Raw genomic sequence first — 18,113 nt, forward strand, 5'->3', positions numbered from 1 at the left:
GGAGGCCCCGGGTGCGGGCGCCGTCGAACCGCGGCGGTGCCGCGGATCGTTCCTCCTGCCGTACGCCCCCGCGGACCGCGACCGGTCGGGCGGCGACGGCGCCCGACCGGTGCCGCCCCGCCACGCGGCGGCAGAACCGAACCGACAGGCTGGAGTCCCCGTGCGCGTCAGCGTCTGCATCCTGCCCGACCGGCCGTTCCCCGAGGCGGCCCCGCTCTGGCGGCGCGCCGAGGAGCTGGGCTTCCACGCCGCCTACTCCTACGACCACCTCACCTGGGGCGGCCTGCCGGACGGCGCCTGGTACGGCGCCGTGCCCACCCTGGCGGCCGCCGCCGGGGCCACTTCCCGGATCCGCCTCGGCACGCTGGTGTCCTCGGCGAACTTCCGCCACCCCGTGCCGCTCGCGCAGGACGTCATGACGCTGGACACCATCAGCGGCGGCCGGTTCGTCCTCGGCTACGGCGCCGGCGCGCCCGACGCGGACGGCATCGTGCTCGGCCAGGGCGCGCCCGACACGGGCTGGTCGGTGAAGGAGCGCGGCGGCCGGTTCCGCGAATCGGTGGAACTGCTGGACCGCCTGCTCACCGGGGCGCCCGAGGGCCGGCCGCGGACCACCTTCCGCGGCCGCTACTTCGACGCGATCGACGCCCGGCTGGAGCCCGGGTGCGTCCAGCGGCCCCGGGTGCCGTTCCTGCTGGCGGCGACCGGACCGCTCGGCATGCGCACCGTGGCGCGGTACGGCGCGTCCTGGGCCGTCACCGACGACGCGGAGCTGCCGAAGGACACCCTCACCGAGGCCTCGACCTGGGCCGGCCTCGCCCAGCGGCTGGAGAGTCTCGACGCGGCCTGCGAGCAGGAGGGCCGCGACCCGAAGTCACTCGGCCGCACCCTGCTGACCGGGTTCTCGCCGCTGCCCACCATGCGCTCGGCGGCGGCCTTCGAGGAGGTCGCGGGGCGCTGCGCGGAGCTCGGCTTCACCGAGCTGGTGGTCCACCACCCGCGCGAGTCCGGGCCGTTCGCCACGCCCGCGCACGTCCTGGAGGAGATCGCGCCCGCCCACCGCGGCGCCGCCCGGCTGCCCTGACCGCGGACCCGCTCCACGGCTACCGCAACGACGCCATCCAGGCCTCGACCTCGTCCGCCTGGCGCGGCAGGCCCGAGGACAGCCACTGCGCGCCGTCGGTAGTGATCAGGAAGTCGTCCTCGATCCGGACGCCGATCCCGCGCAGTTCCTCGGGGACGGTCAGATCGTCGGGCTGGAAGTACAGTCCGGGCTCGACGGTCAGCACCTGGCCGGCCTCCAGGGCGCCGTCCAGGTAGGCCTGGCCGCGGGCACCGGTGCAGTCGTGGCAGTCCAGGCCCAGCATGTGCCCCGAGCCGCAGACGGTGAAGCGGCGGTACCGGCCGGACTCGGCGAGGGACGGCCCGCCGTCCGGTGCCAGGCCCCAGGCGTCGAGCCCTTCCGCGATCACGCGCATCGCCGCGTCGTGGAAGGCCCCGTAGCGGGCGCCGGGCCGCAGGGCCGCGATCCCCGCCGACTGGGCGGCGAAGACCAGGTCGTACACCCGGCGCTGGACATCGGTGTAGTGGCCGGAGACCGGCAGCGTCCGGGTGACGTCGCCGGTGTAGAAGGAGTCGGCCTCGACCCCGGCGTCCAGCAGGAGGAGGTCGCCGTCCCGCACCGGGCCGTCGTTGTGCATCCAGTGCAGGACGCAGGCGTGCGCGCCGGCCGCCGCGATGGTCTCGAAGCCCAGGCCGTAACCGTCCAGCCGGGCGCGGCGGTTGAAGGTGCCCTCGATCCAGCGCTCGCCCCGCGCGAGGCCCGTGGCATGGCGCAGCTCGCCGACCACGTCGTGGAACCCGGCCACCGTGGACCGGACGGCCGTGCGCAGCTGCTCGACCTCCCAGGCGTCCTTGACCAGCCGTGACTCCGCGAGGAAGGTCAGCAGTTCGGCCTCCGCCCGGTGGGCCGGCCGGACCAGTGCGTCGACGAGCGCGTCCTCGCCGCGCACCGCCCGGGTCGGGACGTGTCCGGCGAGCGCCCGCTCCAGGTCGTCCCGGGCGGCGGCCCGGACACCGATCGCGTCGGCGGTCTCCGACAGCGTCCGGCGCCGGCCGACCCAGAACTCGCCGTGCCGGCGGCTGCTGTGGAACTCGGCGCCGTTCGGCCCGCCGTCGCGCGGCGACCGCGGCCGGGTGAACAGGGTGACCTCGTGCCCGGTCCCGGTGGGCTCGAAGAGGAGGACGCTGTCGGGGACGGCACTCGTGCCCTGCTCCGCGGTGAGGTGGACGAACGCGGAATGCGGCCGGAAGGTGTGGTCGAAGTCGTTGCTGCGGACCTTGAGCCCGCCCGAGGGGACGACGATCCGCTCCCCGGGGAACCGCTCGGAGAGCGCCGCGCGCCGCGCGGCGGCGAAGGCCGCACCGGGCAGCAGCGGCAGCGTCGTCCCGGTGTCGGCCCAGCCGTGGTGGAACCACTCGGCCTGCGCGGCCGGCACCGCGCGGTCCTGCGCCCCGGCTCCGCGCGTCCCGCCCTGCTGCTCCACCCGTCGTCTCCGCTCGCCGTAGTCCGCCGCACGCCCGCTGCACGTCGGCCGCATGTCGGCCGCACGGGGAAACTACCATTTCACATGTCACGCATCCATACCTCCGGGCAGAAGCCCCCGTACCCCGAGGAGACGCCCGGGGCTACACCGGCGTCTCACGGCCGGACTGGACGGTCGGAATCCGCTGGGTGAAGAACAGCGCCACGACGGCGGTCAGGGCGAGGATCGCGAGGGCCGCCCGCAGACCGTCCAGCCGAGCGGCCGCGTTGGCGTCGAGGGCCGCCCGCGCGACCTCCGGGCTCGTGCCCGCCTCGTCCAGCGCCGCCGTGAGCTGGACGTCCGACAGGAAGGGCGCGCCGCTCTCCAGTTGGACGGCCGCCCGGTCCGCGACCTCGGCCGGGACCGCCGGGTTCTGCTCGACGGCGGTCAGGAACGAGGCCGTCAGGGCGGCGATCATGATCGACCCGGCGAGCGCGGTACCGATCGAGGACCCGAGGTTGGTCACGGCGTTCTGGATGCCGCCGACCTCCGCGCTCTGCTCGTCCGGGACGGCCGACACGGTGACCGCGCCGAGCTGCGAGGCCATCGCGCCCATCCCGAGGCCGATCAGCAGCAGGGGCAGGGTGACGATCTCCGCACCCGCGTCCGCGTCGAGCGCGGCGAGCAGGGTGACGGCGCCCGCGAGCAGGGCCAGCGTCCCCAGCCGTACCACCCTGCGCGGTGAGACGTCCGGGAACAGGCGCGGGATCAGGACCGCGGCGGCCAGCAGCGTCAGCGAGAGCGGCAGCAGCCAGACGCCGGTCCGCAGGGCGGACAGGCCGAGGGCGACGGACAGGTAGAGCGGGACGACGAAGAACACGCCCATCTGGATGAAGTACTGGAAGAAGAACATCGTCAGACCGCCGGTGAGCCGGCGGTTGCCGAGCAGGTCCGGGTCGATGAGCGGCTCCCCGCCGCGCTCCACGACGCGCGTCTCCCAGTGCAGGAAGAGCCGGATCAGCAGCACACCGGCCAGCAGCAGCCACACGGTGAGCGAGATGCCGAGCCAGCCGGGCGCACCCGGCTTGGGCACGAACCACCCCCAGGAGCTGGAGCGCAGCACCCCGAACACGAAGACCCCGAGCCCGAGCGCGGACAGCAGGGCGCCGACCAGGTCGAGCCCGGCCCGGTCGGCGGGCGGGGCGTCGGCGAGCCGGCGGGCGAACACCAGGATGGCGAGGACGATGACGACCTCGCCGGCGAAGACCCAGCGCCAGGAGAAGTACGTCGTCGCGACACCGCCGATGAGCGGCCCCAGCGCGATCGCCACCGCCCCCGCCGCGGCGACGAACCCGTAGGCGGCCGGTCGGCGCCCGGCGGCGAAGTTGCCGGCCACCAGTGCCACGATCGCCGGGAGGATGAGGGCCGCCCCGACCCCCTCCAGGAAGGACCAGCCGAACAGCAGCACGGCCAGGTCGGGGGCGAGCGAGGTGGTCAGGGAACCGCAGCCGTAGATGACGCAGCCGATCATGAACGCCCGTCGCCGGCCGATGAGCTTCCCGACCTTGCCGCCCGGGATCATGAACATCGCCATCACGAGCGTGTACGCCGTGATGGCTCCCTGGATCCCGGCCACCGTCGTCCCGACGTCGTCGGCCACCGTCGCGATGGAGACGTTCATGACGGAGCTGTCGAGCGCCATCAGGAACTGGCCGGCCGCGAGGGTCGGCAGGACGAACCCGCCGACCGCGGAGGAAGTGCCTGTGCTGGGTGCCATGGGCCGCATCGTCGCAGCGGCGGCGGGACGCGGCCACCCGGGAGGCGGCCGGTCGGACCGGGTCGGCGGTGCGGCGCGCCGGGCGCGCCGCACCCGGGGTCAGACCACGTCCCGCCCGCGCAGCGTCCCCGCGCACAGGGCCCAGATGATGAAGATGTTCACGGCGATCAGCACGATGGCCCAGAACGGGTAGTACGGCAGCCAGAGGAAGTTGGCGATCAGGCTGAACCCCGCCAGGACGACGCCGACGGCGCGCGCCCAGACGGCTCCGGTGAACACCATGACCCCGGCCAGCACGACGAGGAGGCCGAGGATGAGGTGGATCCAGCCCCAGCCGGTCAGGTTGAAGCGGAACACGTAGTCGTTCGTCCGGACGAACAGGTCGTCCTTGGCGATGGCCGCGATCCCCTCGAAGATCGCCATCGTCCCGCCGAAGACCATCAGGATCCCCGCGAGCACGATCCACCCGGATCGCAGCAGGTGCCCCGAGGAGCGCGCGGGCGGTGCCGGATCGGCGCCGGTGGGCGGCGGCTGGGGCGGGTTGAGATTGCCGGCCATGAGGGCCTCCGAACTCTCGGGGAGCCGGCAGGCCCATGGGTCCGGACCCGGCGGCGGCTCCACGTTCCAGCGTTCCACACCCCCGCCGCGGGCGCGCCCCGTGCCGGAGCCCCGGCCGCCACCCGTACGGCCGTTCCCGCTGGTGGGCCGGGGCGTGCGCGGCTCTGCTGGGGAGGAGCTGTCACCACGTGCGCTCCCCGGCGGGGCAAGCGTCCGACCCCAGGGAGAGTGCGATGGCCCCGACGGATTCCGGAGCGGATCCCACCGGAGCGAACGGCGCCGAACCGCCCGGCGACCGGCCTCCGCACCCTGCTCCGCCGCCGGCTGCCGCCGCCCCGGAGCCACCGACACGACCTGCGGTGGAACCACCACCGAGGCCCGCGCCGCAACCGCCGGACGAGGTCGAGCACCTGAAGGCCCGGATCGCCGCGCTGGAGCGCACCGCCCCGCCCCGCCACCGGGAACACCACCGGCTGCGGACCTCCGGATCCGTGGTGGTCATCGTCATCGCGTCGCTGCTCTCGCTGATCTCCGTCCTCGCGGTCTGGACGAGCGACATCGTCGGCAACACCGACCGCTACGTCTCCACGGTCGCGCCACTGGCCACCGATCCGGCGGTGCAGGACGCCGTCACCACCCGGGTCACCCAGGTCGTCCTGGACCAGATCGACGTGAACGGGCTGGTCAAGCAGCTCTCCGACGCGGCCGCCGAGCAGGGCGTGCCGGCCCCGCTCGCGACCCTGATCGGCGGTCTGAGCGGGCCCATCACCAGCGGCCTCAACGACCTGGTGCACACCACCGTCGACCGGGTGGTGACCAGCAGTGCCTTCGAGTCGATCTGGGTCGACGCCAACCGGCTGATCCACACCGCCCTCGACAAGGCCCTCACCGGCAAGGGCGGCGGCGCGGTGACGCTGACCAACAATCAGGTCGGCATCGACATCGCGCCGATCGTGGCGAAGGTGAAGACCGAGCTGGTGGACGCCGGCCTCGGGATCGCTTCCAAGATCCCGGAGGTCCACACCGACTTCGTGGTCTTCCAGTCCGAGGACATCGGCAAGGTCAAGACGTACTTCCGGCTGCTGGAGATCATGGGCTCGTGGCTCCCGGTGGTGACCGTCCTGGTGGCCGCCGGCGGCGTCTTCCTCCCCTCCAACCGGCGCCGCGGCCTGGTCGGCGCGGCCGTCGGCGTTGCGCTCGCCATGCTGCTGCTCGGCATCGTCCTGACCGTCTTCCGCGCGTACTACCTCGACCGCCTGCCACCGGGCGCGAACCAGGCCGCCGCGGGCGCCGTGTACGACACCCTGATCCGGTTCATGCGCGCGAGCATCCGGGTGGTCTTCGCGGTGGCCGTCGTCACCGCCCTGGGCGCGCTCCTGATCGGGCCGTCCCGCGCCGCCGTCGCGATCCGCACCGCCTGCCGCCGGATGGTCGACGCCCTGCGCGAGGTCCTGTTCGGCATCGGGATGCGGCTGGGCCCGGTCGGCCCGTTCGTCCACCGGTTCAAGCGGTGGATCGGCGCCCTGATCCTCGCCGTGGCGGCGGTCGTCCTGGCCACCTGGAACTACCCGACCACGGCGGTGGTCCTGTGGATCACCCTGGTGGTCCTGCTCGCCTTCCTGATCCGGGAGTTCCTCGACACCGGCCCGGGCCCGGGCACCGTCACCGGCCCGGACGGAGCCCCGGGCCCCGGGCCCGGCACCGTCTCCGGTACCGGGCCGCCGACCCACGCCTGAGCGCCCGCCGCCCGGCCCACGGACCGCCCCGCCGGGCCGGGATGCGCGGTGCGGCGGGCACTGCTGGAATGGCAGGAGCGGGAGCCGCCCGCGGCGGACGCCGTCCGCCGCGCGCCGCCCTCGCGGGCGCGTACCGCCACGGCATCGGCCGACAGCCTCCGCCCGGCCGACCGGAGAGGACCCGACATGAGCGACGAGCTGAACGAGCTGAACGAGACCGGACCGATCGACTACATCGTCGTCGAGTTCCCCGGCAGCCGGATGACCGGGGAAGGACTGCCACTGCTGGTCGACCTGGTCGACCGGGGCATCATCCGGATCCTCGACCTGACCTTCGTCCGCAAGGAGACGGACGGCTCGGTCACCGGCCTGGAACTCGCCGACCTCACCGGTGACGGCCTGCTCGACCTCGCCGTCTTCGACGGCGTCTCCTCCGGCCTGCTCGACGAGGAGGACCTCGCCGACGCCGCCGCCGTCCTGGAGCCGGGCAGCTCCGCCGCCGTCCTCGTCTACGAGAACGTCTGGGCCGGCCCGCTGGCCGCCGCCCTCCGGCGCAGCGGGGCGCGGCTGGTCGCGGACGGCCGCATCCCGGTCCAGGCGATCCTCGCCTCCCTCGAAGCGGCCGAGGGCAAGGACGGACGCTGAACCCGCCCTGCCCGTCCGCTCGCCCCACCCCGAAGGTCAAGGAGGTTTCGCCATGCCAGGACTCCTTCGCGGCGTCGCCCGAACCGCCGTCGTCGCCGGAACGGCGACCGCCGTCTCCAACCGGGTCTCCCGGCGGCAGGCCGGCCGCTGGGCCCAGCAGGAGGCGCCGCAGCCCCAGGCCCAGCCCGCCGCCCCACCGGCGGCGGCCGCCGCGCCGGCCGCCGAGCCCGACGACATGGCCACCCGGCTCGACCAGCTCAAGCAACTGGCCGAGCTCAAGAACCAGGGCGTGCTCACCGACGCCGAGTTCGCGGCCCAGAAGTCCCGTCTGCTCGGCTCCTGACACCGGCGGCGCCGGCCCGGGGCCACCGGGCCGGCGGCCACCGCGGGGGCGCCTTCGCCCCGGCCGGTGCCCCGACGCAGCCGGTGAACCCCGGTCTGCCGCGACAGGGAGGCGGTCCCATGAGCCGCGAGTACCACTTCCACTGCGAGTACGCCGGCTGCTCGGTCACCGTCGGCATCCACCTGGGCGGCACCCGGGCGGTGGAGCTGCTGGTCGACGGCAAGGAGGTCGCCGCCGAGCGGATCCCCGGCCACCACGCCCAGGTGTGCCCGCTCAGCACCACGCTGCCCACCACCCCGCCGCGCCCGGTCACCGTCGAGGCCGAACTGCCCGGCGCGGTCCGCGGCGCCCCGTCCGCCACCCTGGTCGACGGCGACACCCGGCTGCCGATGCCCGAACGCGAGGTGCCGCGCCGGGCCGGACCGACCGAGGTCTCCTGGTACGGCTGACGGCGCCGACGGCCGGCGTCGGGCCAGGTCGGAGGTGCTCCCCCGGCGGAAGTTAGGGTTCGGATGCGGGTGGCGGACCACCGCCGCCGCGCCCGGACCGCCGAAGGGACCCCGCCCATGCCGACCGCACCCGCCACCGGACCAGCCGCCGCACCGTCACTCGCGCGGTTCGGCCTGGGCACCGCCGCCGTCGGGCGGCCCGGCTACATCACGCTCGGGCGCGAGCTCGACCTGCCGGCCGGGCGCACCGTCGAGGCGATGCGGGAGCGGACGCACGACCTGCTCGACGCCGCCTACGCGGCGGGGGTGCGCTACTTCGACACCGCCCGCTCCTACGGCCGCGCCGAGGAGTTCGTCGGCGGGTGGCTCGCCGCCCGGCCGCGGCTCGCGCCCGAGGTCGTGATCGGCAGCAAGTGGGGTTACACCTACACCGCCGACTGGCGGGCCTCCGGGGTGCCGGTGCACGAGGTCAAGGAGCACTCGACGGCGGTGTTCGACCGTCAGATCGAGGAGACCAGGCAGCTGTTGGGTGGCCTGCCGCAGGTGTACCTGGTGCACTCGGTCACCCCCGACAGCCCGGCGCTCGGCGACCGGGCGCTGCACGAGCGGCTGGCGGCGCTGGCCGCCGAGGGCGTCCGGATCGGCCTGTCCACCAGCGGACCGGCGCAGGCCGCCACCGTCCGGGCGGCCCTGGAGGCGACCGTGGCGGGGCGGCCGCTGTTCGCCGCCGTCCAGTCCACCTGGAACCTGCTGGAGCCGTCCGCCGGGCCCGCCCTGGCCGAGGCGCACGCGGCGGGCTGGCTGGTGGTGGTCAAGGAGGGCATGGCCAACGGCCGGCTCGCCGACCGCAACGCGACCGGGCCCGGGACCGCCGCGCTGCGCGAGCTGGCCGCCCGCACCGGCGCCTCCTGCGACGCGCTCGCCCTCGCCGCGGCCGCCGCCCGGCCCTGGGCCGACATCGTGCTCTCCGGCGCGGCCACCACGGAGCAGCTGGCCTCCAACCTCACCGCGGCCGGGCTCGACCTCGCCGCTGCGGACCTCGCCGCGCTCACCGTGCTCGCCGAGCCCGCGGAGGCGTACTGGCGCAGCCGCGCCGCGCTGCCCTGGGAGTGAGCCCGGGCCGGGCGGGCCGCCGCAGCCGGCCCGGGCCCGCGGCCGGTCAGACGCGGGTGTCCTCCACCACCGGGACGACGCGGTCCGACGCGCCGCCGCCGGCCGCGGCCGGCGCGGTCCGGGCCGCCGGGGCGGCGGGCCGCTCTCCGCAGAAGGCCGGCTCCAGCGCGCTCATCAGCCCCGTCGTGACGGCCCCGTTGTTGGAGGCGTTGGCGAACACCACCACGCTGCGCCGGCCGTCGGGGGTGACGAAGCTCTGGGTCTGGAAGCCCTGGACGATGCCTCCGTGGCCGAGGACGGTCCCGCAGGAGAGCGCGATCTGGCGGATCCCGAGTCCGTAGCCGACCTTCGCCGTGGGCGTGGGGAGGACGGCGGTCAGCTGCCGCAGCGAGTCGTCCGAGACGAGCCCCCCGGCGCGGCCCGCGACCAGCGCGGTGAGGAAGCGGTCCATGTCGGCGGCGGAGGAGATGACGCCGCCGGCGCTCCACAGCCAGGACGCGGTCTGCTCGGTGGAGTCCAGCAACGGCTTGGCGCGGTCGTCGTTGGTCAGGTAGCCGGTGATGTGCGGGCCCGCGATGCGCTTCTCGGGCACCACGAAGGAGGTCTGCCGCAGCTTCAGCGGCTCGATGATCTGCTCGCGCAGCACGTCGGCGTAGGCCCGGCCGGTGAGGTGCTCGACCGCCATCCCCATCAGGACGTAGTCCGTGTTGGAGTACGCGTACGCCGCCCCCGGGGCGCTCCGCACGCCGTGCTTGACGGAGAGCGCCACCAAGTCCCGCGGTGCGTACACGGTGTTGCGGATGCGCGCCTCGAAGGCGCTCGTGGTCTCCTCGCCGTTCTGTTCGAGCAGGTCGTCGGTGTGGTCGTAGATGCCCGCGCGGTGCTGCATCACCTGGCGGCCGGTCATCGTCCAGCCCTCGGGCAGGGTGCCCGGCGGCAGGTAGTCGCGCAGCGGCCTGTCCAGGTCGACGAGCCCCTGTTCGGCCAGGCGCATCACGAGCACGGCGGCGAACATCTTGCTGTTGCTGCCCACCCGGAACTGCCGGTCCGCCCTCATCGAGGCGCCGCCGAGGTCGGCCTTGCCCATCGTCAGCGACCATTCGCGCTCGCCCGGGCCGTGGTCCCTGATCACCGCGAAGGCGCCGGGGGCGCCCGCGTCCAGGGTGTTCCGCAGTGCGGTCCGCACGGCGGTGGTGTCCGGGAGGGGCGGTGCGGCGGCCCGCGGCGCCGCGGCGGCCGCCCCCGTCCCGAGGGCGGTCGTCATCAGCGCGGCGGCCGCCAGTGCTCCGGCACGCGTGAGCCCGATCGTCACCATCGACAAGTCCCCTGTCTCGTTGGCATCCCGCGCGGCGGGTCCGCGCAGACCAAGATCATATCTCCTCTGCGTGACAGATGTTGACTGTCCGTCACCACTCGGGTCGCGCGCCGGAGCATGTGGACCGACCCTCGGTCGACGGTCGGTGACGATGCCATGACAGCGCGCCGCCCACCCTGCGGGCGCGCTCCGGCACACAGGGGCACCCGCCTTGCCCGAACGGGCAAACCTAACGTTCGGTCGGCCCTCCGTATGCGGCGGACCGCCCTCGCCCCGCCGGGCGCCGGACGCCCCCCGTTCACCCGACCGCCACCCGGAGCAGGGCCGCGACCTGCGCGGAAGCCCGGCCGCCCCCGCCACGCAACGTCTCCGATGGGCACGATCCGCCCGAGTCGGACCATTCCGCCCCTTCCGCCGGCAATCGGCAGCAGTCGGCCGTGAAACCCACCGGCCCGCCGGACCGGCGAGTGAGCTGTGTCACTTGACGCTCTATTGGCCCCGGGCTTGACTTCGGGGCGACGAGAAAGCGGATCGCGGAATTCAGCGAGTAATCACCGCACACCCGTCGAGCCTTTGCATGATTCGTCCTGTTCACCGTCAGACGGAGGTACTGCCATGAAGCTCGTCCACTTCGTGAAGAAGGTCATGCCGGAGAAGAGCCTGAAGGCCTACGCGTGGTACGGCTGGATCTAGTCGGGTAGTTCGTCTACCGGGCACGGGCCCGGTGAGCACTCGTCTCACCGGGCCCGTGCCTTTCACCCTTGGAGTTCACCGATGTCCATGTCCAGTACCGGCAGGAGCGCCCGGGCCACCGTCTTCGCACCGCGGATCGAGGAACTTCTCCGCAGGTACCGCGGGGCGGACCTCTTCCGTCTGGAGCACGACACCATCGGGGTCGCCGGCGCCGACCTGATGGACAGCCTGCTCCGCAGCCGGCCCGCGAACGACTCCGAGCGCCCGACCTTCAAGCCCGTCCAGGGCCGGTCCGTCACCCGGACGGACGCGTCCGCGCTCATGCAGGCCGTCTCCGCCGACGTCCGCGCGGCGCTGAAGAAGCCCCTCGGCGACGAGGTCGACCTCACCGGGAAGTGGCCGCACGTCGCGCACGTCTATCTCCGGGATCTCGTCTTCGGCCGGGAGAGTTTCCGTTTCCGCGTCCTGGTGGACCGCCGCCTGGAACTCACGCCGAAATTGACCTGGGCGGCCGTCGCGGCCGGCACCGCCATGCTCGGAAAGCCCGGCACGGAAATCCCGCTGTCCAATCTGGCGGCCCGCGTGCTGGACGCCGAGAGCTATGACGACCGCCGGTATGCGATGTACCTCTACCGGCGGGTCGCCGCCCCGATCTGTTTCACCGTGTCCGCCCTCGTGACGAACGCGCTCTGGCTCGGTTCGCCTTTCGAGGACGGCGTGTCGAACCGGGACGTCCTGCTGGAGTCCCTCCGGCTGCTGCCGCCGTCCTGGAACATCCTGCGGATGGCCTCCCCCGAGTTCACCGCGGTGGACGACCGGATCGGGGCCAAGGACGACCTGCTGATCCTCCCGCTGGTGAGCCACCGCGACCCGCGGCTCTGGGAGGACCCGGACAGCTACCGCCCTGAGCGCTGGGCCGACCTCGACCCCGACGACCACCCCGGGTACCTCCCGTTCGGCCATGTGAACGAGCGCTGCTGGGGCCGGCACATGGTGATGCCGCTGGCCGAACGGCTCCTCGACATCGTGCGCCGGGACGGTCTCGTGGTGAACCCGGAGCAGACCGTCGGCAAGGTCGAACTCGACGGCCTGCTCGAAGTCTCCGACGTCCGGCTGGTCCGGCGCTGAGCCGTGCCGTCCGGGCCCGGTCCCTCCCGGTCCCGGACGGCACGGGCCGCCCGCCTCAGCCCCGGGGCGCGCCGGCCAGGAACCGGTGCAGCGAGGCCGTCAGGGCGGTGGCGAAGGCCTCCCGGACCGGTTCGGCCACGCGGTCCAGCGACAGGTAGGGGTTGAGGTCCTCCAGCTCGACCAGCAGCAGTTCCCCCTCCGGGGCGCGGCAGGCGTCCACCCGCTGGATCCCGTGGTCGAGCGTGTTCCAGTCGATGAACCCCCGGGCGAAGGCGAGGTCCGCGTCCGTGGGGTGGTACGGCTCCAGGATCCAGCGCCGCTCGGGATCCGGCGCGTACAGCGCGTACTGGAAGGCGTCGTCGACGAAGTAGAAGGACACCTCGTAGCGGAAGTCGACGCGCGGCTGGACGAGGATGTCGCCGTACGCGAGGCCGGACAGTCCGTCCGGGTCGACGAAGGCCAGGCCGATGGAGTCGGCGCCGGCCTTCGGCTTGACGGCGTACTGGGCGCAGCCGGGCAGGCGGTCCAGGTCCTCGGGCCGGTCGACGGTGGGGATCACCGGGTGCCCGGCCTCGGTGAGGTCCAGCAGGTACTGCTTGCCGGCCATGTCTCCGCGCCCGGTGAGCGGGTTGTAGACCCGGGTGCCGCGTGCTTCGGCCGCGGCCCGGAAGGCCTCGTGCCGCTCCTGGTAGTGCAGGACGGGGCCGCTGTTGCGGACCAGCACGGCGTCGAAGCCGTCCATCAGCGCGGCCGCGTCCAAGGGGTGGCAGAGCGCGATGTCGAAGTCGGCCCGGAGCCGGGCGGAGAGCCGGATGTCCTCGTCGCAGTACCGCCGGCCCCGGGCCTGGTAGGCGAGGTCGGTCACGAACAGAACGCTGGGGCGGGCGGGCACGTGGCGGCTCCTCGGTCGGTGGCGGCCCAACATACCCACCGGCCGGTCCGGGCCCGGCCGGGGGCCCCGGGCACCGGTGGCCGCCCGACTCCTTGACGAATCCATGACATCGGCGCACCATCGTGCTGGCGCGCGCCGCACCTCCTCCCCGTTCCGTCCCTACGGACCCCCCACAGGAGGACAGTCATGCGACTGCCCCGCCGAGGGAAGCCCGCCGCGGTCGCCGCCGCCGTGCTGGCTCTCGCGCTCGCCTCCCCGCTCACCGTCCAGGTCGCCGCCCAGCCGGTCACCGCCGGCCCGGCCGCGGCCCCCGACTCCGCCCGGCAGTACGTCCTCGACGGCCCCCGCACCGTCGCCGAACGCACCGCCGTCGCCGCCACCGGCGCGTCCGTCGACGCCGTGCGCTCCGATTCCGTGGTGGTCACCGCGACCGCCGCCGAGGCCGACCGGCTGCGGGCGCTCGGCTGGTCCCCCAGCCCGCTCCCGGAGCCGGTGTACGGCGACGGGGCCGGCACACCGGGCGTCGGCGCCGCGGTGTACGACTTCCCGTCCGCCGACTCCGGGTACCACAACTACGCGGAGGCCACCGCCGACATCGACGCCGTCGTGGCGGCGCACCCCGACATCATGAGCAAGCGGGTCATCGGCACCTCGTACGAGGGCCGGCCGATCGTCGCCGTCAAGATCAGCGACAACGTCGGCACCGACGAGAACGAACCCGAAGTGCTGTTCACCGCCCACCAGCACGCCCGCGAGCACCTCACCGTCGAGATGTCGCTGTACCTGCTCCACGAGTTCGGCGACAAGTACGCCACCGACAGCCGGATCGCCAACGCCGTCAACAGCCGGGAGATCTGGGTGATCCCCGACCTCAACCCGGACGGCGGCGAGTACGACATCGCCACCGGCCGCTACCGCAGCTGGCGCAAGGACCGCCAGCCCAACGCGGGCAGCAGCAGCGTGGGCACCGACCTGAACCGCAACTGGGACTACAAGTGGGGCTGCTGCGGCGGCTCCTCCGGCTCCACCTCCAACGAGACCTACCGGGGCGCCGCCCCGGAGTCCGCCAAGGAGACCAAGGTGGTCGCCGACTTCGTCCGCACCCGCGTGGTCGGCGGCAAGCAGCAGATCACCGCCGCCATCGACTTCCACACCTACAGCCAGCTGGTGCTCTGGCCGTTCGGCTGGACCACGGCCAACACCGCCACCGGGATGACGGCCGACGAGTACAACACCTTTGCGACCTTCGGCCGGGCCATGGCCGGCACCAACGGCTACACCCCCGAGCAGTCGAGCGACCTGTACATCACCGACGGCTCGATCGACGACTGGCTGTGGGGCACCCAGCGGGTCTTCGCCTACACCTTCGAGATGTACCCCGGTCCGAACGGCAGCAGCGGCTTCTACCCGCCCGACGAGGTGATCGGGCGCGAGACCAGCCGCAACCGCGAGGCGGTGCTGCGCCTGGTGGAGACCGCCGACTGCATGTACCGCGCGATCGGCAAGCAGCAGCAGTACTGCGGCATCGCCTCCTGAACCGCGGACGCCGCACCGGCCGGGGCCTCACGGACCCGGCCGGTGCGGCGTCCCGGCGTCGGCGGGGGCGGCTCCGGGCTCCACCCGCGCGGACGGTGCGCGTTCCGGACGAACATCCTCCATGCCAACTCGTCGTCTCCCGTTCAATTTGACGATGCCTCAGCTCAAGGAGCATAGTGCAATATCACATTGCAACGAGCTCCTGGACCGCCCAGGAGTCCCCTTCACACAGGAGAAGGCTTCCCATGACTCGCAAGATCCTGACGACGGCCGCCGCAGCGGTCGCCCTGGGTACGGTTCCGGTCGTCGCGGCTCCGGCCGGTGCGGCAACCGTCGCCGACGCCCCCACGGTGATCTGCGACAACTACGGTCTGCAGGCCGGGCTGGCGACCAAGGTGTGCGCCACCGTGAGCGGCGACAGCATCGAGTTCACCGGCCACATCGGCCTGGCCGGCCCGCCGAGCCCCGGCAGCCCGCTCCCCCGGCCGACGGAGGTCGAGGCGGTCCTGACCGGCAGCGTCGCCGGCGGGATCACCCTCGGGACGACGCGGCAGACGCTGACCTTCCAGAGCCGGTCGGTGCTGGTCGAGGGCGTGCGCGGCACGGTGCCGTGCGGCTCCACCGTGCGGGCCTCGTTCGCGGTCTCGTCCGCCGGCTGGCCCGCCAGGCCCGTCACCACCGAGGTCCCGGTCACCTGCTGACGGTGCGGCAGCCGGACGGACCGGTGGGGGCCCACCGGCGGGTGGGCCCCCACCGGTCCGGCCCTTCGCCGGTGCGCCCGGCGGACATGACCGGGCCCGGCCGGGCGCACACCCGGCCGGGCCCGCCGAGCCTGGCCGGAGCGAGCCAGGCCAGCCCTCAGGACCTAACAGATGCGCGGCAGTTGCTCGCCCATCGGCAGGTCGACCACCCGGGTGCCGCCGAGCGCCGTGCGGGCGACGACCATGCCGGGGTGCTCCGCCACGCACTCGCCGATCACGGTCGCTCCCGCGCCCAGCGGGTGCGCCCGCATCGCGGCGAGCACCGCGTCCGCCTGCTCGCGCGGCACGAAGGCCACCAGCTTGCCCTCGTTGGCGACGTACATCGGGTCGAGGCCCAGCACCGCACAGGCGTTGGCGACCTGCGGCGGCACCGGCACGGCACGTTCGCCGATCCTGACGCCCACCCCGGCCGCCGCCGCGATCTCGTTGAGCGCCGCGGCCAGGCCGCCCCGGGTGGGGTCGCGCAGCACGTGCAGGTCCGGGGTGACCGCCAGCATCGCGTCCACCAGGCCGCCGAGCGCGGCGCAGTCGCTCTCGATCTCCACGCCGAACTCCAGGCCCTCGCGCACGCTCATGATCGCGACCCCGTGCAGCCCGATCTCCCCGCTGACGATCACCACGTCCCCGGGGGCGGCCCGCTGCGGCCTGATGTCCACCCCGGCCGGGACGAGGCCGATGCCGGCGGTGTTGAGGTAGACGCCGTCGCCGTGACCGGCCTCGACGACCTTGGTGTCACCGGTGGCGACCTCCACCCCGGCCAACCGCGCGGCAGCCCCGAGCGCCCGGGCGACCCGGTCCACCACGGCCATCTCCACGCCCTCCTCCAGGATGAACCCGCAGGACAGGTAGGCCGCCCGGGCCCCGCTCATCGCGAGGTCGTTGACCGTCCCGTTGACGGCGAGGTCCCCGATGCTGCCGCCGGGGAAGAACAGCGGCCGCACGACGTAGGAGTCGGTGGAGAAGGCGAGCCTCGCTCCGCCGAGCTCCAGCACGGCGGAGTCCCCGAGGGCGGCGAGCGCGACGCCGCCGAAGGCCGGGACGAAGATGTTCTCCACCAGCTCGGCCGACATCGCGCCGCCGCCCCCGTGCCCCATCAACACCCGGGGGTGGTCGCGCAGCGGCAGCGGGCAGCTCCACCCGGAGAAGTCCGGCGCCTCGGACGGCGCCTCGGACGGCGCCTCGGAGGGCACGGCGACCGGCACGGCGCCCGACCCGGTCAGGACCTCGGCCTCAGCCAACGGGGCTCGCCTCCCGGGGAACGGCCGGCGTGCTCAGCCGGCGGTAGAGGTAGTACGCGGCGCAGGCCCCCTCGCTGGACACCATGGTGGCGCCGAGCGGGGTGCGCGGAGTGCAGGTGGTGCCGAAGGCCTCGCACTGGTCGGGCTTCAGCAGCCCCTGGAGGACCTCCCCGCTGCGGCACTGCGCCGGCTCGCGGGTGGTGATGCCGGTGACGTCGAAGCGGTACTCGGCGTCGTGGTCGCGGTAGCGCGGGGAGAGCCGCCAGCCGCTCCGCGGGATCACCCCGATCCCGCGCCAGGCCCGGTCGGCCACCTCGAAGACGTCCTCCAGCATGGCCCGGGCCGCCGGGTTGCCCTCCGGGCGGACGGCCCGGGCGTAGGCGTTCCCCACGGTGTGCTCGCCGCGCTCCAACTGCCGCACGGTGCGCCGGATCCCCTCCAGGATGTCGAGCGGCTCGAAGCCGGTGACCACGATCGGCACCCGGTGGCGCTCGGCCAGTTCGGGGTACTCGCCGGTGCCCATCACGCTGCAGACGTGCCCGGCGGCCAGGAAGCCCTGCACCCGGCAGTCCGGCGAGGTCATGATGGCCTCGATGGCCGGGGGCACCCGGACGTGCGAGACGAGCATGCTGAAGTTGCGCAGCCCCTGCTTCCGGGCCTGGTGGACGGCCATCGCGTTGGGCGGAGCGGTGGTCTCGAAGCCGATGCCGAAGAAGACGACCTCGCGGTGCGGGTTCTCCCGGGCGACCTTCAGCGCGTCGAGCGGCGAGTAGACCACCCGGACGTCACCGCCCTCGCTCCGGACCCGGAAGAGGTCGCGGTCGCTGCCCGGCACCCGGAGCATGTCGCCGAACGAGCAGAAGATCACCTCGGGCCGGGCCGCGATCGCCAGCGCCCGGTCGATCACCTCCAGCGGGGTGACACAGACCGGGCAGCCCGGGCCGTGGATCAACTCGACCTCATCCGGGAGGAGTTGGTCGATCCCCTGCCGGATGATGGTGTGCGTCTGCCCGCCGCACACCTCCATCAGCGCCCACGGCCTGGTGACCGTCGCCCTGATGTCCGCGAGCAGGCCGGCCGCCAGCTCCGGGTTCTGGAAGTCCTCCAGGTACTTCACTGCTGCTCCTCCCGTACGGCCGCGGCCGCCGCTTCCCACGGATCGCCGAACTCCTCCTGCAGCAGGCCGATCTCGGCGAAGAGCTCCAGCGTCCGGCGGGCCGACTCCTCGTCCAGGCGCTGCAGCGCGAACCCGACGTGCACGATGGCGTACTCACCCACCCGCAGGTCCGGCAGGTACTCCAGGCACACGTCCTTGACGACTCCGCCGAAGTCGACGACCGCCATCCTGGCTCCGTCGCGTTCCGCGATCTCCACCACTCTTCCGGGCACCGCCAGACACATCCG

At 73.7% G+C, this 18,113-nt stretch carries 18 protein-coding genes; 10 read left to right on the forward strand and 8 right to left on the reverse strand.

The window, feature by feature from the left end:
* The first annotated feature begins 160 nt into the window (after nt 1-160).
* Nucleotides 161-1,084, forward strand: coding sequence for an LLM class flavin-dependent oxidoreductase (locus tag ABT263_RS21775; RefSeq protein ID WP_352292356.1), 924 nt, complete (start codon nt 161-163; stop codon nt 1,082-1,084).
* 19 nt (nt 1,085-1,103) lie between these two features.
* Here ABT263_RS21775 and ABT263_RS21780 read toward each other — a convergent pair whose 3' ends face one another.
* From ABT263_RS21780 to ABT263_RS21790, 3 genes are all read right to left on the reverse strand, one after another.
* A complete protein-coding gene (locus ABT263_RS21780; protein ID WP_502885838.1) occupies nt 1,104-2,600 on the reverse strand; it encodes an aminopeptidase P family protein in 1,497 nt (498 codons plus the stop codon).
* Between the two features lie 88 nt (nt 2,601-2,688).
* Nucleotides 2,689-4,302, reverse strand: coding sequence for an MFS transporter (locus tag ABT263_RS21785; protein ID WP_352292358.1), 1,614 nt, complete (start codon nt 4,300-4,302; stop codon nt 2,689-2,691).
* 99 nt (nt 4,303-4,401) lie between these two features.
* Complete coding sequence (locus ABT263_RS21790; protein WP_502885839.1) at nt 4,402-4,860, reverse strand: DUF7144 family membrane protein; 459 nt, start codon at nt 4,858-4,860, stop codon at nt 4,402-4,404.
* A 359-nt stretch (nt 4,861-5,219) separates the two neighbouring features.
* On the opposite strand from ABT263_RS21790, the gene ABT263_RS21795 reads away from it, so the two are divergent.
* The 5 genes from ABT263_RS21795 to ABT263_RS21815 all read left to right on the forward strand — a co-directional run bounded on the left by ABT263_RS21795 (nt 5,220) and on the right by ABT263_RS21815 (nt 9,146).
* Entirely contained in the window at nt 5,220-6,596 is a 1,377-nt protein-coding gene (locus ABT263_RS21795; protein WP_352292360.1) for a hypothetical protein, read from the forward strand.
* A gap of 186 nt (nt 6,597-6,782) precedes the next feature.
* Nucleotides 6,783-7,241, forward strand: coding sequence for a DUF6325 family protein (locus ABT263_RS21800; RefSeq protein WP_352292362.1), 459 nt, complete (start codon nt 6,783-6,785; stop codon nt 7,239-7,241).
* A 52-nt stretch (nt 7,242-7,293) separates the two neighbouring features.
* Nucleotides 7,294-7,584, forward strand: coding sequence for an SHOCT domain-containing protein (locus ABT263_RS21805; protein WP_352292364.1), 291 nt, complete (start codon nt 7,294-7,296; stop codon nt 7,582-7,584).
* A 119-nt stretch (nt 7,585-7,703) separates the two neighbouring features.
* Nucleotides 7,704-8,033 (forward strand): hypothetical protein, encoded by a 330-nt coding sequence (locus ABT263_RS21810; RefSeq protein ID WP_329486162.1) that lies wholly within the window; start codon nt 7,704-7,706, stop codon nt 8,031-8,033.
* 117 nt (nt 8,034-8,150) lie between these two features.
* On the forward strand, nt 8,151-9,146 hold the full coding sequence (locus ABT263_RS21815) for an aldo/keto reductase (protein ID WP_352292366.1): 996 nt from the start codon (nt 8,151-8,153) through the stop codon (nt 9,144-9,146).
* 46 nt (nt 9,147-9,192) lie between these two features.
* Here ABT263_RS21815 and ABT263_RS21820 read toward each other — a convergent pair whose 3' ends face one another.
* The gene (locus ABT263_RS21820; protein WP_352292368.1) at nt 9,193-10,461 is read right to left on the reverse strand and encodes a serine hydrolase domain-containing protein; all 1,269 of its coding nucleotides are present in this window, start codon (nt 10,459-10,461) and stop codon (nt 9,193-9,195) included.
* 615 nt (nt 10,462-11,076) lie between these two features.
* Here ABT263_RS21820 and ABT263_RS21825 point away from each other — a divergent pair.
* Entirely contained in the window at nt 11,077-11,154 is a 78-nt protein-coding gene (locus tag ABT263_RS21825; protein WP_350540985.1) for a tryptorubin family RiPP precursor, read from the forward strand.
* A gap of 81 nt (nt 11,155-11,235) precedes the next feature.
* Nucleotides 11,236-12,282, forward strand: a complete 1,047-nt coding sequence (locus ABT263_RS21830) for a cytochrome P450 (RefSeq protein WP_352292370.1) — start codon at nt 11,236-11,238, stop codon at nt 12,280-12,282.
* Between the two features lie 55 nt (nt 12,283-12,337).
* Here ABT263_RS21830 and ABT263_RS21835 read toward each other — a convergent pair whose 3' ends face one another.
* The gene (locus ABT263_RS21835; protein ID WP_352292372.1) at nt 12,338-13,174 is read right to left on the reverse strand and encodes an ATP-grasp domain-containing protein; all 837 of its coding nucleotides are present in this window, start codon (nt 13,172-13,174) and stop codon (nt 12,338-12,340) included.
* Between the two features lie 186 nt (nt 13,175-13,360).
* Here ABT263_RS21835 and ABT263_RS21840 point away from each other — a divergent pair, with 186 nt between their 5' ends.
* Together ABT263_RS21840 and ABT263_RS21845 are read left to right on the forward strand one after the other, a co-directional pair.
* Nucleotides 13,361-14,710 (forward strand): M14 family metallopeptidase, encoded by a 1,350-nt coding sequence (locus ABT263_RS21840; protein WP_352292374.1) that lies wholly within the window; start codon nt 13,361-13,363, stop codon nt 14,708-14,710.
* Nucleotides 14,711-14,955: 245 nt separating this feature from the next.
* On the forward strand, nt 14,956-15,411 hold the full coding sequence (locus ABT263_RS21845) for a hypothetical protein (RefSeq protein WP_352292376.1): 456 nt from the start codon (nt 14,956-14,958) through the stop codon (nt 15,409-15,411).
* A gap of 164 nt (nt 15,412-15,575) precedes the next feature.
* Here the strand turns inward: ABT263_RS21845 and hypE are convergent, their stop codons facing one another.
* Genes hypE through ABT263_RS21860 form a run of 3 tightly spaced genes read right to left on the reverse strand, consistent with a single transcriptional unit; the run spans nt 15,576 to nt 18,110 of the window.
* Complete coding sequence (hypE, locus tag ABT263_RS21850; protein ID WP_352292405.1) at nt 15,576-16,661, reverse strand: hydrogenase expression/formation protein HypE; 1,086 nt, start codon at nt 16,659-16,661, stop codon at nt 15,576-15,578.
* A 40-nt stretch (nt 16,662-16,701) separates the two neighbouring features.
* On the reverse strand, nt 16,702-17,826 hold the full coding sequence (hypD, locus tag ABT263_RS21855; protein ID WP_352292378.1) for a hydrogenase formation protein HypD: 1,125 nt from the start codon (nt 17,824-17,826) through the stop codon (nt 16,702-16,704).
* A complete protein-coding gene (locus ABT263_RS21860; RefSeq protein ID WP_352292380.1) occupies nt 17,823-18,110 on the reverse strand; it encodes a HypC/HybG/HupF family hydrogenase formation chaperone in 288 nt (95 codons plus the stop codon). The genes hypD and ABT263_RS21860 overlap by 4 nt, the downstream gene beginning before the upstream one ends.
* Nucleotides 18,111-18,113 lie beyond the last annotated feature (3 nt).

This window comes from Kitasatospora sp. NPDC001603 (assembly GCF_040298365.1).
Taxonomy (GTDB): Bacteria; Actinomycetota; Actinomycetes; order Streptomycetales; family Streptomycetaceae; genus Kitasatospora.

Bases quoted from the DNA above. Each gene is read 5' to 3' on its own strand.
- ABT263_RS21820 (WP_352292368.1), bottom strand. From the start codon at position 10,461: ATGGTGACGATCGGGCTCACGCGTGCCGGAGCACTGGCGGCCGCCGCG.
- ABT263_RS21800 (WP_352292362.1), top strand. From the start codon at position 6,783: ATGAGCGACGAGCTGAACGAGCTGAACGAGACCGGACCGATCGACTAC.
- ABT263_RS21785 (WP_352292358.1), bottom strand. From the start codon at position 4,302: ATGGCACCCAGCACAGGCACTTCCTCCGCGGTCGGCGGGTTCGTCCTG.
- ABT263_RS21805 (WP_352292364.1), top strand. From the start codon at position 7,294: ATGCCAGGACTCCTTCGCGGCGTCGCCCGAACCGCCGTCGTCGCCGGA.
- ABT263_RS21780 (WP_502885838.1), bottom strand. From the start codon at position 2,600: ATGCGGCCGACGTGCAGCGGGCGTGCGGCGGACTACGGCGAGCGGAGA.
- ABT263_RS21810 (WP_329486162.1), top strand. From the start codon at position 7,704: ATGAGCCGCGAGTACCACTTCCACTGCGAGTACGCCGGCTGCTCGGTC.
- ABT263_RS21825 (WP_350540985.1), top strand. From the start codon at position 11,077: ATGAAGCTCGTCCACTTCGTGAAGAAGGTCATGCCGGAGAAGAGCCTG.
- ABT263_RS21845 (WP_352292376.1), top strand. From the start codon at position 14,956: ATGACTCGCAAGATCCTGACGACGGCCGCCGCAGCGGTCGCCCTGGGT.
- ABT263_RS21815 (WP_352292366.1), top strand. From the start codon at position 8,151: ATGCCGACCGCACCCGCCACCGGACCAGCCGCCGCACCGTCACTCGCG.
- ABT263_RS21860 (WP_352292380.1), bottom strand. From the start codon at position 18,110: ATGTGTCTGGCGGTGCCCGGAAGAGTGGTGGAGATCGCGGAACGCGAC.
- ABT263_RS21840 (WP_352292374.1), top strand. From the start codon at position 13,361: ATGCGACTGCCCCGCCGAGGGAAGCCCGCCGCGGTCGCCGCCGCCGTG.
- ABT263_RS21830 (WP_352292370.1), top strand. From the start codon at position 11,236: ATGTCCATGTCCAGTACCGGCAGGAGCGCCCGGGCCACCGTCTTCGCA.
- ABT263_RS21790 (WP_502885839.1), bottom strand. From the start codon at position 4,860: ATGGCCGGCAATCTCAACCCGCCCCAGCCGCCGCCCACCGGCGCCGAT.